The 13,363-nt window shown below is 51.8% G+C and carries 13 protein-coding genes and 1 pseudogene; 11 read left to right on the top strand and 3 right to left on the bottom strand.

What is annotated here, in order from left to right; genetic code table 11:
- Positions 1–382 precede the first annotated feature (382 nt).
- Both ACJ8IN_RS21340 and ACJ8IN_RS21335 read right to left on the bottom strand, forming a co-directional pair.
- The gene (locus tag ACJ8IN_RS21340) at positions 383–1,267 is read right to left on the bottom strand and encodes an ATP-grasp fold amidoligase family protein (protein WP_047570512.1); all 885 of its coding nucleotides are present in this window, start codon (positions 1,265–1,267) and stop codon (positions 383–385) included.
- 50 nt (positions 1,268–1,317) lie between these two features.
- Positions 1,318–2,613, bottom strand: a complete 1,296-nt coding sequence (locus ACJ8IN_RS21335; protein WP_047570515.1) for a lysine N(6)-hydroxylase/L-ornithine N(5)-oxygenase family protein — start codon at positions 2,611–2,613, stop codon at positions 1,318–1,320.
- 885 nt (positions 2,614–3,498) lie between these two features.
- Between ACJ8IN_RS21335 and ACJ8IN_RS21330 the strand changes: the two genes are divergently transcribed.
- Positions 3,499–4,257: a winged helix-turn-helix domain-containing protein gene (locus ACJ8IN_RS21330; RefSeq protein WP_060439213.1), complete on the top strand. Its 759-nt coding sequence runs from the start codon at positions 3,499–3,501 to the stop codon at positions 4,255–4,257.
- Positions 4,247–4,732: a hypothetical protein gene (locus ACJ8IN_RS21325; RefSeq protein ID WP_033636027.1), complete on the top strand. Its 486-nt coding sequence runs from the start codon at positions 4,247–4,249 to the stop codon at positions 4,730–4,732. The genes ACJ8IN_RS21330 and ACJ8IN_RS21325 overlap by 11 nt, the downstream gene beginning before the upstream one ends.
- A 136-nt stretch (positions 4,733–4,868) precedes the next feature.
- Here ACJ8IN_RS21325 and ACJ8IN_RS21320 read toward each other — a convergent pair whose 3' ends face one another.
- On the bottom strand, positions 4,869–5,645 hold the full coding sequence (locus ACJ8IN_RS21320) for a transcriptional regulator (protein ID WP_049196207.1): 777 nt from the start codon (positions 5,643–5,645) through the stop codon (positions 4,869–4,871).
- Positions 5,646–6,152: 507 nt separating this feature from the next.
- Between ACJ8IN_RS21320 and ACJ8IN_RS21315 the strand changes: the two genes are divergently transcribed.
- The 9 genes and pseudogenes from ACJ8IN_RS21315 to ACJ8IN_RS21275 all read left to right on the top strand — a co-directional run.
- The gene (locus tag ACJ8IN_RS21315) at positions 6,153–6,698 is read left to right on the top strand and encodes a fimbrial protein (RefSeq protein ID WP_047570521.1); all 546 of its coding nucleotides are present in this window, start codon (positions 6,153–6,155) and stop codon (positions 6,696–6,698) included.
- Positions 6,699–6,789: 91 nt separating this feature from the next.
- Positions 6,790–7,332, top strand: a complete 543-nt coding sequence (locus ACJ8IN_RS21310; protein ID WP_223307136.1) for a fimbrial protein — start codon at positions 6,790–6,792, stop codon at positions 7,330–7,332.
- Between the two features lie 44 nt (positions 7,333–7,376).
- A complete protein-coding gene (locus ACJ8IN_RS21305; RefSeq protein ID WP_060424522.1) occupies positions 7,377–9,917 on the top strand; it encodes an outer membrane usher protein in 2,541 nt (846 codons plus the stop codon).
- A 14-nt stretch (positions 9,918–9,931) separates the two neighbouring features.
- Positions 9,932–10,687 carry a fimbria/pilus periplasmic chaperone gene (locus ACJ8IN_RS21300; RefSeq protein ID WP_094860153.1) on the top strand — a complete coding sequence of 252 codons (756 nt, stop codon included), beginning with the start codon at positions 9,932–9,934 and terminating at the stop codon, positions 10,685–10,687.
- Between the two features lie 56 nt (positions 10,688–10,743).
- Positions 10,744–11,277 (top strand): fimbrial protein, encoded by a 534-nt coding sequence (locus tag ACJ8IN_RS21295; RefSeq protein ID WP_080298879.1) that lies wholly within the window; start codon positions 10,744–10,746, stop codon positions 11,275–11,277.
- 35 nt (positions 11,278–11,312) lie between these two features.
- Positions 11,313–11,975, top strand: a complete 663-nt coding sequence (locus ACJ8IN_RS21290) for a fimbrial protein (protein ID WP_047570525.1) — start codon at positions 11,313–11,315, stop codon at positions 11,973–11,975.
- A gap of 13 nt (positions 11,976–11,988) precedes the next feature.
- Positions 11,989–12,492, top strand: a complete 504-nt coding sequence (locus ACJ8IN_RS21285) for a fimbrial protein (protein ID WP_052133481.1) — start codon at positions 11,989–11,991, stop codon at positions 12,490–12,492.
- Positions 12,493–12,538: 46 nt separating this feature from the next.
- On the top strand, positions 12,539–13,051 hold the full coding sequence (locus tag ACJ8IN_RS21280; protein ID WP_047570527.1) for a fimbrial protein: 513 nt from the start codon (positions 12,539–12,541) through the stop codon (positions 13,049–13,051).
- Between the two features lie 62 nt (positions 13,052–13,113).
- Positions 13,114–13,363 (top strand): annotated as a pseudogene (locus tag ACJ8IN_RS21275) (hypothetical protein); the annotation flags it as partial.

Raw genomic sequence — 13,363 nt, 5'->3', positions numbered from 1 at the left:
GCAGGTAAAAAATCACGGTTATCAACGATTTTTGGCAAAAAAAGCCCTATAAAATAGGGCGAAGACACACAACAACACCAGGGAAACTTTCCTGTATCTTATATTATAGCTTCCTATACATATAGAACATTTTATTATAAATATGTAAGTGATTCTTATTAATCGTTTAATGCCATTATTTTTCAAATGGTTATGTGGTCTGGCTGAGGTATTGTTCTTGGGCCGGGCGTGGGCTGCCAGGGATTGCCGGCAGGGGTTTTGCTGTAACGGCGGCATGAACCGGCGAGATCGGCGGCCCGATAACCCTCAGGGCAATACCGGCCGGCAGGCCGCGAACATGCCGGCAGGTATTGCCGATCTTCACCGTGGAGCCAGGTGAAAATCAGTGCTGTTGCAACGTCAACATCTCGCCAAGCAAAACATCGGTTGGCGGCAGGATATCCGTATCCAGCCCGGCGGAGGGGGTAAAGGTCAATTCGCCGAAAATGATCTGGCCTTTGGAGATGTAGAAATCAACGCGAACAAACTCGAAGGGCGCGGACAAGCGTGAGGCGTACTCAAACAGCTCATCGTAGCCTTCTGGCTTCACGAAGGCGTCTATTTCTTCCTGGCTCAAGGCCAGGCAGTCATCGCTGTAGCACAGAAACTTGAAATCTTTGTCAAAGAAGTAATACTTCGGCGACCCGGTATCTCTGCCGACACACAGCAACGTGCAGTAAGGCACGCCGCGGAAACAATAGATTTTATAGTCTTCAGGCCCGTGACCATTGGCCGATTCGATATATTTCTCCCCAATGATCTTTTTTTGTATCCCTTTGTAGTTGAGTTCTACATAGGTTTTCCAATAATCGTCTTTCATCCAGCCGTCGATCAATTTTTTGGCGCTCGTGATATTCAGCATTTTTTTATTCTGGCAAATCAGGTTATATCCGGAACCGTGATTCCCTTTGATCACAAATTTGTCCGGCAACGCGTCCCACGGAATATCGTTTACTGAATCGCAGGCAAAGTACAATTCATTCAGGATCTCTTCGCACCCCTTTTCTTTGATGTACTCTCTCACCGCATATTTATCTGCGCATTGCTTCACCAACGCATTGTGACTATAGCCATTCAACTTCAGGTGATTGATCTTTTCATTCCAGGTGGACGGCGCCTGTAAGTTTAACGGTTTGCCAAACGCTTTTTTGTAGAGCAATCTGGCCTTGAATTCGGGGGCCAATACGGCCAACTGCTTTATAATAAATTTAATAATTTGTCTTTTCATATACGTCATTCCATCATAGCGCTGTGATAATGATTAAGGCGTGCTCGCGGTTAAAACGTGGGAGAGACACCTTCACTTCGCCATTGAATTGCACTCGGCGTTGTACTCAGATCAAACGGCTGTTGTTCTAAAGCGCGATTAAGAATACGGGCCGATCGCCACGCCATCAGGCTCAACTGCGGATCGGCAATGCCGTGATTATGCATACTGGCGTTCATGGCGAATAAGCAGTTCTCCGCAGGGCCTTCCCACTCAAAGGTAAAGTCGGGAGCGATGCGGTATTCGCCATCCGCAGTGGTCAGCAAACGGTGGGCCAAAGGCTCAAGGAACTCTGGCGTTGCCGATTGGTAACCGGTGGCAAAGATCACCACGTCCGCCTTGAAGGCTTCTTCGCCGTGATCGAGATGATGGCGCGTTTCGAGTTGGTAGGCGTTATCCAGCGTGTGTTTCACGGCCGTCAGCGAACGGCTGGGCAGCAGGCGCACCCATAATTTCTCGCGCAGGACGTCGAAGCGGTGGTACATGGCGCGATAAATCGCCAGCAGCGACTCACTGGTGATGCCGTCTGAGGTCATCTTCTGTTCGGCCAGCATATGCCGCTTGGCCGCGCTATCCAGTGAGTAAAAGCTCTCGACGTAATCGGGCGTGAAATATTCGTTGGCAAAGGCCGCTTCATCGAGCGCGTTGTAATTGTTGCGGCGCGATATCCAGTCGAGCTGTTCCGGTTGTCCCCATTCTCCTTTAAAAATATTCAGGAACAGGTCGGCGCCGCTCTGGCCGCCGCCGACGATCGCCACGCGTTTGCCTGTCAGATCGGGATTACGCAGCATCATTTCGCTGGCATGGAAACAGCGATCGCTTTGCGCCGTCACGCAATCAGGCAACTTTATTTTCTTGCCAATCCCAATGCTGACGTGCCTGGCGTGGAAGACCTTATTCGAGGTGGTCACCACGAACTGACGCTGCCGATCGTCAAACTCGACCCGTTGAACGTCTTGATTAAATGCTAATGAGCGCATGCCGCCGGCGGCCCAGGAGAGGTAATCGGCAAACTCTTCACGCGATGCGGTGCGCTGTTCCGTGGTCAGGAAACGGTAGAACTTCCTGTTTTTTACCAGATAGTTGAGAAAGCTGTACCGGTTGGTTGGGGCAACCGCGCTCACCAGGTCTTTTAAAAAGTTGGTCTGCATGCTGCAATCCGCCAGGATCATCCCTGGGTGCCAGGAGAAATGGGGTTTGCGTTCCAGGAATTGCCCCGTAAATCCCTCTATTTCACTCCCTAAGGCCGCCAGGCTAAGATTCGACGGGCCAAGACCAATACCGATGATATCCAAACGCTGATTCATTAATAAGCTCCAGTATAATGAGAATAATACCCAGAAATACGGCTGCAGAAGGGCGGCTTATAGCAACCAGGCTGCCTCTTTCTTATAAGTAAGCTTCACGAATTAAATGTAATTAAAAGGTGTGCGGGCCAAAAATACCGCATTATTTAAATGCCCGTTTAGAATTCGGTAGCACATCAGGTAAAGGCTACGGGCGTATTTCTTTCCATGAAAGTCCCAATGAAAGCTTGCGTGTGTTTATAATTAATTCGTTTAGGTATAAATCCGATAAAGTCTTATTTATCATTCCATAAAAACGCCAACCCAGGGAAAAGAAAAGCCGTTGGGTTTTCATCAGTTGTTCTCGTGTCGACGCTGGCCTGCGTTCGTCTTATGTCTCTGGGATCAAGTATTCGTTGCCTAGAATAGCCCTAAAATGCGTCCTGGGAAGGTGAAATAACATGATATTAGAAGCAGAGGGCGTTTTGAAAATATGAAATTAAAAGTGAAATTATGAAATCAGCCTATTGTGATTTGTTTTTTGTCATATAATTCAAGATGTTGAAGTGTAACTTGTAATGGTGTGGCGAGGCAGTGAGCAGGGGGGGTTCCTGCTGCAGTGAGCCTCTTCCTTCGCTGTATCCCTCCTGAATCCTAAGCATTCCCTCCCTGCGGGCACTGATCGGCTGAGCAAAGATTGCTCATGCTGCATGCAAAATGCGCTGTTCGTTTAGTGGACACCGGCTCAATGCCGGCGGAAGGTCAGAGAGGCTGGCCGTCACGCTCGACGTGGTTACGTTGTGAGAAAGACTTGTCTAACCGCGCGGCGGTTAATTGTTCGTGTGATAGGAAGATTCTTATGTTTCAGCTATAATCCGCGCCAGGAGTAGGTCTAAGAGAGCGATTATGAGGTTCTTAATCAATAACCGAATTATCTTCGATGAGGATAACTCGACGCTGGCGTTGGCGGAGGAGAACCTCGAACCGGTGACGCTCACCACGATAGCCAATCGTCTGCTCGCGCTGTTGGTAAAAAATAACGGCATCTTGATTAGCCGGGACTTTATTTTTTCCACCGTCTGGGACGATCATGGCAAAACGGCCTCGAACAGTAACCTGAACAACTATATCGCCAGCCTGCGCCGTACATTTTCCGGCTTGGGAGAGAGCGAAATTCTGGTTACCGTGCCGAGGCAGGGATTTATGTTTACCGCCGCCAGCATTCATTCCGTGGCGGACAATATGACGCAGGACGAAAGCGTTCCTGCCGCGCCTTTACCCGTCCGGCGCCGTTGCGATGCCATTTTACCTAAGGTAACGCTGCTGTTTATCGGGATTGCGTTGGTATTGGCGGGCGTTTACTTTTTTACCGAACGTTACGACACCGCTTATCAGACCCAGATCGCCAGCTACAAATCTTGCCGCGTGGAGACGCTGAACGCCAGCGAGCGGATCGACGAGCGGTATATTGCCGACGCCCTGGAAAGGCTCAAAAGCCGTGGTTTTGATTGTGATGTACCGGCAACGGTTTATTACTCTCGATTGACATACCATTATACGAACTACAAAAAGCTGATTGATTTCATCTCGTATTGCCCGAAACACCGCGTTAAGAATATGGATGCGCACTGTGAAGATGAGTTTGAGGTGATCAATGAAGGTTAGTTCGCGCCGTGCTTTCTACCTGGCATTATCTGCTGCTATTGCCCTTGTTATTGTTATATTGATTTATTTATTGACCGCCTCGCGAGATTTTCCTGAGTGTAATGCGTCTTTATCGACGACGCGCATGACGCCGAATGGGACGGTAACCAGCGGTTTGTACGTGAACATCGTGCGTTCGGGATGGCGCCGCGCGACCATTACGCTTAACGGTTTAGCCTATCGGGATGGAAAGAAGCAGGTGATAGCCCGCGTGCTCGAAACGAAGTATCACTATCATCGTGGGTACTACTATGTCGCCATTGAAAAGAAAATCCTTCAATCCATGGATAACTTCACCTACTCCGATGCGCAGACGTTTCTGTTGGGTGAGGAAAAACATTACTATGTTTTAAAAATTGCCAAATTGAATGATGACAATTTTATTATGTACTACGGCAGGCAGCCTGAGCTGCTGTGTTCCGTAACCAGAAAATGATGGGAACATCCCATAATGAGACGATTATGGGATGTGGTTGGTGATGGCGTGTATAGCAAATAACGGCAGGTTGAACGTGTCCGTGAACGGATATCTTGCTGTTTTTGTATCACTGGTAGTGAAAAACGTTACTCAATTATGGAATATAAACCACTTCGCAAGGTTGGCGGCCTGCGTTTTCCCGGCAGGATACGAGCATTTTCTCTTCAAACTGCCTGTTATCCTGAGTGATTTTGTTATAGTAATAAACTTTAGTCTTTTTCTGGCAATTGACATAGGCCTTTACCATGTCGGTTACCGTTTCCTTCTCTGGGTAATCCCACCCCATATTGTATATTTGGCAACCCGCGAACTGAGTGCCGCTGAATAGGTTGTTACGCACGGAGTACTGATGGCTGGCCATGATCAATGCAGCGATGCTGATGAATAGGATGAGATTAACCCATTTATTCCAACTCTGAAACTGCCGCCAGGCCGATAATAATTTTCCGCTACCACGGCCTCTGGGGGCGGCTTGCCCCGGCGGTTGCGTGGGAACAGCGGTTTCCTCCATTATGTTTTGTTCTTTTTCCGGTTCGGCAGTGGCGTGTCGGCTAATTTTTTTTGCAACGAACTTAAAGCCTTGTCGGGGGTAAGTGATTATCAACTCCGTCTCGCCAAGTTGCGCCAGATGGCGACGCAATAGTGAGATATAGTTATTCAAGTTGCTGTTTGTTCCTTTTAGTCCCCGTTCTTCCCAGACCTCTTCAAGTAATTGTTGACGCTTAATCAACATTTCATTGTTCCTGACGAAAATAGAAAGCAAACGGCAAGCCGCGGCCGCTAGCGGCTGCATATTTTGCGGGGCATTGACGCTCTCCAGGGTTCCTTCGTATTCATTGAACTTAACCCTTCCATTTATAATGAAAATCATAGGAATCCTCTCATTTTTTGTTTCGGGAAGGGATTTTGCGCTGAGAGGTTATATTTTTCAATAACCCTGATTCTCTGTGTTTTCCAATAATACTGATATCTGTCACTAAGTGATAATTTATCCATAATGAATTTTTTATGGAGATCTAACTATTGAGCTAAATGATGTCATGTTTAGTGTCTGTTTGTAATTTAATGGTGTTTTTTAGTTTTTAATATCGTATTTACAGTGTTTGATGAAATAATATTTCAAGATTGCGGCAGGGGCGCTAAAGTGGCTTCACCCCGTCGATGGAGGATTTCATCGGTTGGGAAAAACAGGAGAGTAATTGGTTTATTCCTTGAATAGTATGTGGCTGACCTATTAATCATGGTTATCCACTACATCAGTAATAGCCGCGTGAAAAGGCGGCTTGGTTTTTAAAGCATCAGGCCAGGCCGTTGATACACATTACTCATTGTTAAGAAAATACCTTATGTATTAATACGATTAAGGATAATTGGTTATATGAAACTGAATAAAATCATGCTGGCTGCCGTCATGGCGTTTGGTGTTTCTTCTCTGGCTCATGCTGCTAATCAGGGCAGTGGCACTGTGACCTTCAGCGGTTCCATTATCGATGCGCCATGTTCCATCGCGCCTGAGTCAATCGATCAGACCGTTGAGCTGGGGGCTATTTCCAATGCGGCGCTGAAAAACGGTAGCAAGGCATCGACCCCGCGCGATTTTCATATTCAGCTGGAAGGCTGTGATCTGAAAACGGAAGCGCCAGGGAAAAATAACACCGTTACGCTGACGTTCAACGGTACCGCTTCGGAAACCGACAAAAAACTGCTGGCTATTACCGGTGAGGCGAAAGGCGCAGGTATTGCTATTACCGATGCTAACAAGAACCTGATCGAACTGGGCAAAGCTTCCAATGCGATTGAACTGCAAAATGGCCGTAACAAACTGAGCTTTGCTGCTTATCTGCAGGGCAGTTCGGCTTCTGATTCGGTCATCGTGCCTGGGGAATTCCAAGCCGTAGCCGATTTCACTCTGGCATATCAGTAATCTATTACCCGGTGAAATACGCGTGATTATCGGCATGCGGGGGAACTCGCATGCCATTTATAAATAAACGTTATTTCAAAAGGGAATGGTAATGAAATTTGGTTTAAAAGGTGTGAAAAGACTTCTCCTGTTTTTGGGAGTGCTAAGCGTTGAGGGAACAGCTATATCCTCCCCACTTTTTCAGGGGCGGATAAACATGCAGGGCGCCATTAATGATGCTGCTTGCGCCATTGCTACAGAGAGCCGTGAACAAGTGTTTGATCTGGATGTTACATCATTTTCGGATATTTATCCGGGCGGCGAAGGGAAAGTAACCCCCTTCAGCATTCATCTGGTGAATTGTATTTCAGCGCTGGGGAGTAACTCAATATCTGAATGGAGACAGTTTCAGATAACTTTTGACGGCAATGTTGACGGGCAGATGTTTGGCGTGGGGGGGAAGGCGTCGGGTGTGGCACTGGCTATCAGCGATGCGGATGGCAATATCGTCAGGCCGGGAATACCTCTGCCGCTAAGTAATAATTCATTTAAAAATGGTCGATTGGATTATGTCATGAAGTTAATGACTAACAGGCAGCCATTTAGATCGGGTGAGTATTTTACTTCGGTGAGATTCAAAATGGATTATTACTGAGTCGGCCGGCTATTTCAGGGACGTTTATAGTAAAGGGTTTGAATATGATGTTTTTGTCTGCAGGAAAGCCGTTTCGTTTACCCATTCTGAGCGTCTGGATAGCGCTGGCATTGGGCAGCCTGGTGACCAATGCTGGAGCCGTGGAGGAAATCCAATTCAATACCGACGTATTGGATATAAACGATCGCAAAAACATCGATCTGAGCCAGTTTACGCGCGGCGGTTACATTATGCCGGGGACTTACGGCATGACGGTGCATGTCAATAAAAGCGATCTTCCTGAGCAACAGGTGCCTTTTTATGTCCCTGAAGACGATCCCAACGGTAGCCGCGCCTGTGTAAACCGAGCGCTGGTGGCACAGTTGGGGCTGAAAGAGGCGATGCAGAAGGAACTGACCTGGTGGCACCAGGGAGAGTGTCTGAATGAAACCAGCCTGAAGGGCATGGAGGTGCGAGGCGATCTGGCGTCGTCGTCGCTGTATCTCAGCATCCCACAGGCTTATCTGGACTATATCTCGGAGGATTGGGAGCCGCCATCCCGCTGGGACGAAGGCATACCGGGAGTGCTGCTCGATTACAACCTTAATGCGCAGGCGCAACGTCAGTTAAAGGGCGGTACGCGGTCATACAATGCCAGCGGCAACGGCACGGCGGGCGCCAACATGGGGGCCTGGCGGCTACGGGCCGACTGGCAAGCGAGCATTAGCCAGCAAAGCGGGGCCGGGCAGGGCGCGGAAAAACGGTTGGAATGGAGCCGTTACTACGCTTATCGGGCTTTGCCAGCGCTGCGTTCGAAATTGACCGCCGGTGAAGATTATCTCGATTCCGGGCTGTTCGACAGTTTCCGCTTCGGCGGCGTGAGCCTGCGTTCCGACGACAGTATGTTGCCGCCCAACCTGCGCGGCTATGCGCCGGAGGTGGTGGGCGTGGCGAAAAGCAACGCCAAGGTAATCATCAGTCAGCAAGGGCGGGTACTGTACGAAACCACGGTAGCGGCGGGGCCGTTCCGCATTCAAGATATTGATGATGCGGTGTCTGGTGAATTGAATGTGCGGGTGGAAGAACAGGATGGCAGCGTACAAGAGTTCACGATGAACACCGCCAGCATCCCGTATCTGACTCGTCCCGGGTCAGTGCGCTATAAGCTGGCTTTGGGCAAACCCTCCGATATGAATCACCGTTATCGAGGGCCGCTGTTCGGCACCGGCGAGTTTTCCTGGGGGGTGAGCAACGGTTGGTCGCTGTACGGCGGTGCACTGCTGGGCGGGGATTACAATGCTGCGGCGCTGGGCATCGGCCGCGATCTGATGCTATTGGGCGCGATGTCATTCGATATCACCCAGTCGCGCGCCAGATTGCCCTACGACCGCGAGACGCTGAGCGGCGGATCATACCGGCTCAGTTACTCGAAGAGTTTCGACGAGCTGGACAGCCAGGTCACTTTCGCCGGCTACCGTTTCTCGGAGCAGAGCTTTATGAGCATGAGTGAGTTTCTGGACGCTCGTCAGTTCGGGCGACGGTTCGGCAACAGCAAGGAGATGTACACCATCAGCTATAGCCAGCAACTGCGCGAGCTGGGGCTGAGCGCGTACTTGAACTATAACCACCAAACCTATTGGGACCGGCCGGCTAACGATCGTTACAACCTGACGATGTCGCGTTATTTCGATATTGGCCGGTTCAGAAGCCTGAGTTTGTCGCTAACGGCTTACCGCAACCGCTACAACGAGCGTAACGACGACGGCGCCTATTTGTCGCTGTCGGTGCCGTGGGGCAATGGCGCCAGCGTCAGCTATAACGCCACGCTTAACCGCAGCGACAACACCCATCGGGTGAGCTATTACGATCGCCTCGACGAGCGCAGCAACTACCAGCTCAGCGCCGGCGGCTCGCGCAGCGGCGCGAATTTGAGCGGCTATTACACCCGCGATAGCGATATGGCGCGCGTTAGCGCCAACGCCAGCTATCAGCAGGACAGGTACAGCGCGATCGGCCTGTCGGCACAGGGGGGCATGACGCTGACCGCCGAAGGCGGTGCGTTGCACCGTAGCAACATACCGGGCAGCACCCGGCTGCTGTTGGATACCGAAGGCGTGAGCGGGGTGCCGGTGCGCGGCTATGGCAGCGCCGCGGCGACCAATCGCTGGGGCAAGGCGGTGGTGACGGACGTCAACAGTTACTACCGCAACAAGGCCAGCATCGATCTCGACAAGCTGGGGGATAACGCCGAGGCCACCAAATCGGTGGTGCAGGCGACGCTGACTGAAGGGGCTATCGGCTACCGCAAGTTTGCGGTGATCGCCGGGGAGAAGGCGATGGCGGTGATCAGGCTGGCGGACGGCAGCGAACCGCCGTTCGGCGCCACGGTGCTGAACGCCCGCAAGCAGGAGACCGGTATCGTCAACGACGGCGGCAGCGTTTACCTGAGCGGCATCAACGCCGGCGAGCGCATGACGGTGCGCTGGGGCGGGGCGGGGCAGTGCGAGGTGCAGATGCCGACGCCGCTGCCGGCGGAGATGTTGACCACCAATTTACTGCTGCCGTGCCGGGCGCTGAGCGCGGGCGACGGCGGCAACGAACACTGAATTTAGGAGTTTTTATGATGAGCAAACGTCACGTTATCGGCCTGCTGGCTACCACTTCGCTGCTGGCGGGGGCTTTGACCCCTGCGGCGAATGCCGCCATCGCGCTGGATCGCACCCGGGTGGTGTTTGATGGCAGCGTGCAGTCGGTGAGCCTGAGCGTCAGCAACCAGAACAAGCAGCTGCCGTACCTGGCGCAGGGCTGGCTGGAAGACGCGCAGGGCAACAAGATCCAGAGCCCACTGACGGTGCTGCCGCCGGTGCAGCGCATCGAGCCGGGCAAGCCGAGCCAGGTGAAGATCCAGGCGTTGCCGGCGGCGAAGATGCTGCCGCAGGACAGGGAGACGCTGTACTACTTCAACCTGCGCGAGATCCCGCCGAAGAGCAACAAGCCGAACTCGCTGCAGATTGCGCTGCAGACGCGCATCAAGCTGTTCTACCGCCCGGCGGCGATCGCGCCGGAACGCAATGCCGCGCCGTGGCAGGAGCAGCTGACGCTGACCAAACAGGGCGACAAGTACATCGTCAATAACCCGACGCCGTATTACGTCACTATCGTCGATGCGGCCAGGGGCAAAGGTGCGGCCAGCCCGCATAATTTTGAACCGTTTATGGTGCCGCCGAAGGGGCAGATACCGTTGACGGTGAGCGCCTCCAGCGTAGGCGGTAGCCCGGTGCTGACCTACATCAACGACTACGGCGGCCGTCCGCAATTGGCGTTTAACTGTCGCGGCGGGACTTGTACGGTGGCGCCGGAGAAAAAATCGTCTTAATGACGAGATGGCGATTGGTTGACGTCAGTACCAGTGTTCAAAGCCTAGGGAGTCAGATGAAAAGCCTGTTATTGCGCATGACGCTCGCCCTGAGCGCGAGCATGAGTTCGTATTGTTCAGTCGCTACGACGGACAACATGTTATTGCACGGAGCGTTGGTTACGGAGCCATGTACGTTGCGAATGGGCGATGAAGATATTCAATTGGAGCTGGATCCGGTTATTGACAAATACCTCTACATGCACAGTCGCACACCGGCAAAGCCGTTTAGCCTGACCTTACAGGATTGCGACGTCAGCGTGGGAAAAACGGTAAAGCTCACGTTTAGCGGTACTGAAAGCGCCGCTTTGCCCGGCCTGCTGGCTTTGGATGGCGGCAGCCAGGCCAGCGGCATCGCCTTAGGGATAGCGACGGCGGAGGGGAAACCCGTCGTATTGAACAAGCCAGGCCAAGGCTATGCGCTGGTTAACGGCACCAACAGTTTGCAACTGCAGGTTTACATCCAGGCGGAGGGGGAGGCGATAGCGCAAAAGAAAATCAGTCTTGGCGCATTCTCAGCCGTCACCACTTTCGGTCTGGAATATGAGTGAAGGCGGGCTGCGACAGTTACTCAGGAGGGGATGATATGACAAGGGAAAAAGCGAGAGTACATCGCTCATATTCATATGTTGCTTACGAACTCTGCTATTACGCCGTATTGGGCGGGCTGGCGCTGATGGTGCCACTAATTATTATGACAACGCTGTGGCTCATGCCTGCAGCGCAAGCGGCAAACGATCTCGATACCTACGGCGCCGACGGCGTGCTGCATGTGAGAGGGGCTTTGACGGAAAGCGCCTGTCGGCTGGAGATGGACAGTGCCAGGCAAGACATACGTTTGGACGATATCGGCACCGCGGAGTTGCGGCGGGCGGGGGATCGTGGTGAACCGGTGGCATTTTCCTTGAGGTTACGCGATTGCCTACGCAGCGTAGGCGCCGGCACCAGAGATGAACGCACCGGCTCTTTGAGCTGGGCGCCTTATCAACCGGCGGTCACTATCGGTTTCAGTGCTCCTGCGGATGCGGATAATCCGCAGTTGGTCAAATTGGTGGGCGTTTCAGGCATCGGGCTGCGGGTAACGGATGCCGCGGGGCGTGATGCCCGATTGGGTGAACGCGGCGCCCCGTTATTGCTTGAGCAGGGGAACAATGTACTTACGTATAAGGTGGCGCCGGAACGAACCCCGGCGCCATTAAGGGCCGGTGCTTATGCCGCAACGATAGATTTCAGGCTGAATTATGACTGACGGAGCGAAATAAATGGCAAGTGTGAGAGGAAAACTCCGGGTGGCGGCATGGCTGTTTTTGGCATTGTCGGTTATACCCGCCGGCACCTCTTGGGCGGATACCGCCATCTCTTTCAGCGGCACCGTGACTGCGCCGATGCCTTGCTCAATTAACGGTAAACGGGCAATAGTCACTCATTTTGGCAACGATCTAGTCACTACTCGTATCGATGGCAGTAATTACCTGAAATCGTTGGATTATACGCTGGAGTGTCATAGTAACAGCCCGAATGCGCTTCGCATGCAGCTGCAGGGCGATGTCTCTGATTTCAACCAGCATGCGTTGCGAACGACCACGATGCCTGACTTGGCTGTCGAGCTACGCGTCAACGGCAAACCTGTGGCACCTAATAGCTGGTTTAAGTTTATTTATCCCGAGACGCCGTTGCTGCAGGCTGTGCCGGTTAAACGTCACGATGCGAAGCTGTCCGGCGGCTCGTTTTACGCTACGGCGACCATGCTGGTGGATTATCAGTAGCGACCGGATTGAGGCGCAAAACATATTTTCTTCAAGGAGCCCAGCGATGTGTCCGTATTGGAAAGCGATAAGAGCGAAACGCCTGAGCGCGTTGGCTCTCTTGGCATTGATGCAAACCGGCGCGGCTCAGGCTGCAGCCACCGCGGATATGGTCTTTTACGGCACGCTGAATGCCCCACCGCCTTGCACGATCAACAATGGGCAAACCGTTGAAGTTGATTTTGGCGATCGGGTAGGGGTGAGTAAGGTGGATGGTAAAAATTACCTGCAATTGATCAACTACCGCATTACCTGTGAGCAGGGCGGTGGCGGGATGGCGTTGGGATTGACGCTTTTCGGGCCAGTCAGCGGCTTTGATACGGCGGCTTTGCAAACCAACGTTCCGGATTTGGCAATTCGCATAATGCGAGACGGCCAACCACTTGAATTAAATAAGCGCATCGATATTGCAATAGACAGCCCGCCAATATTGCAGGCAGTGCCGGTTAAAAGAGCTGGGATGCAATTATCATCAGGCACCTTCAGCGTTACGGCGACGCTGTTGGCGGATTATCTCTAGAGGCTGTAAAAGACGGTATTTTTTATTTAACTTGTGGTGAATAACCATAGAGAAACGATATTATGTATAAAGTTAATGCTCCGTGCGTGTTATTGAGTGTGCTGCTCTTTTTATTGATGGGTGAAGCACGTGCCTTTACTTGCATCACCTCTGATGGTGGGGTTATTGGAGCGGGTGGCAGTGAAGAACCTCTTCCGGTAAGAATTAGAGTTTCCCCGAATTTGGTGGATGGGAAAAACAGCATTGTTAATGTTAGTCAGATTTATTGTAAGAACGATTTGCCTGGAAATTATATATGGACTGACTATCTCT

The sequence above is a fragment of the Serratia sp. CY31944 genome, assembly GCF_052169175.1.
In the GTDB taxonomy this organism is placed as follows: domain Bacteria; phylum Pseudomonadota; class Gammaproteobacteria; order Enterobacterales; family Enterobacteriaceae; genus Serratia; species Serratia sarumanii.
This window is presented reverse-complemented; position numbering and strand designations above follow the sequence as displayed.

What these genes read in the sequence shown, in the direction of transcription:
- ACJ8IN_RS21340 (WP_047570512.1), bottom strand. Translation starts at nt 1,267, where the DNA reads ATGAAAAGACAAATTATTAAATTTATTATAAAGCAGTTGGCCGTATTG.
- ACJ8IN_RS21335 (WP_047570515.1), bottom strand. Translation starts at nt 2,613, where the DNA reads ATGAATCAGCGTTTGGATATCATCGGTATTGGTCTTGGCCCGTCGAAT.
- ACJ8IN_RS21330 (WP_060439213.1), top strand. Translation starts at nt 3,499, where the DNA reads ATGAGGTTCTTAATCAATAACCGAATTATCTTCGATGAGGATAACTCG.
- ACJ8IN_RS21325 (WP_033636027.1), top strand. Translation starts at nt 4,247, where the DNA reads ATGAAGGTTAGTTCGCGCCGTGCTTTCTACCTGGCATTATCTGCTGCT.
- ACJ8IN_RS21320 (WP_049196207.1), bottom strand. Translation starts at nt 5,645, where the DNA reads ATGATTTTCATTATAAATGGAAGGGTTAAGTTCAATGAATACGAAGGA.
- ACJ8IN_RS21315 (WP_047570521.1), top strand. Translation starts at nt 6,153, where the DNA reads ATGAAACTGAATAAAATCATGCTGGCTGCCGTCATGGCGTTTGGTGTT.
- ACJ8IN_RS21310 (WP_223307136.1), top strand. Translation starts at nt 6,790, where the DNA reads ATGAAATTTGGTTTAAAAGGTGTGAAAAGACTTCTCCTGTTTTTGGGA.
- ACJ8IN_RS21305 (WP_060424522.1), top strand. Translation starts at nt 7,377, where the DNA reads ATGATGTTTTTGTCTGCAGGAAAGCCGTTTCGTTTACCCATTCTGAGC.
- ACJ8IN_RS21300 (WP_094860153.1), top strand. Translation starts at nt 9,932, where the DNA reads ATGATGAGCAAACGTCACGTTATCGGCCTGCTGGCTACCACTTCGCTG.
- ACJ8IN_RS21295 (WP_080298879.1), top strand. Translation starts at nt 10,744, where the DNA reads ATGAAAAGCCTGTTATTGCGCATGACGCTCGCCCTGAGCGCGAGCATG.
- ACJ8IN_RS21290 (WP_047570525.1), top strand. Translation starts at nt 11,313, where the DNA reads ATGACAAGGGAAAAAGCGAGAGTACATCGCTCATATTCATATGTTGCT.
- ACJ8IN_RS21285 (WP_052133481.1), top strand. Translation starts at nt 11,989, where the DNA reads ATGGCAAGTGTGAGAGGAAAACTCCGGGTGGCGGCATGGCTGTTTTTG.
- ACJ8IN_RS21280 (WP_047570527.1), top strand. Translation starts at nt 12,539, where the DNA reads ATGTGTCCGTATTGGAAAGCGATAAGAGCGAAACGCCTGAGCGCGTTG.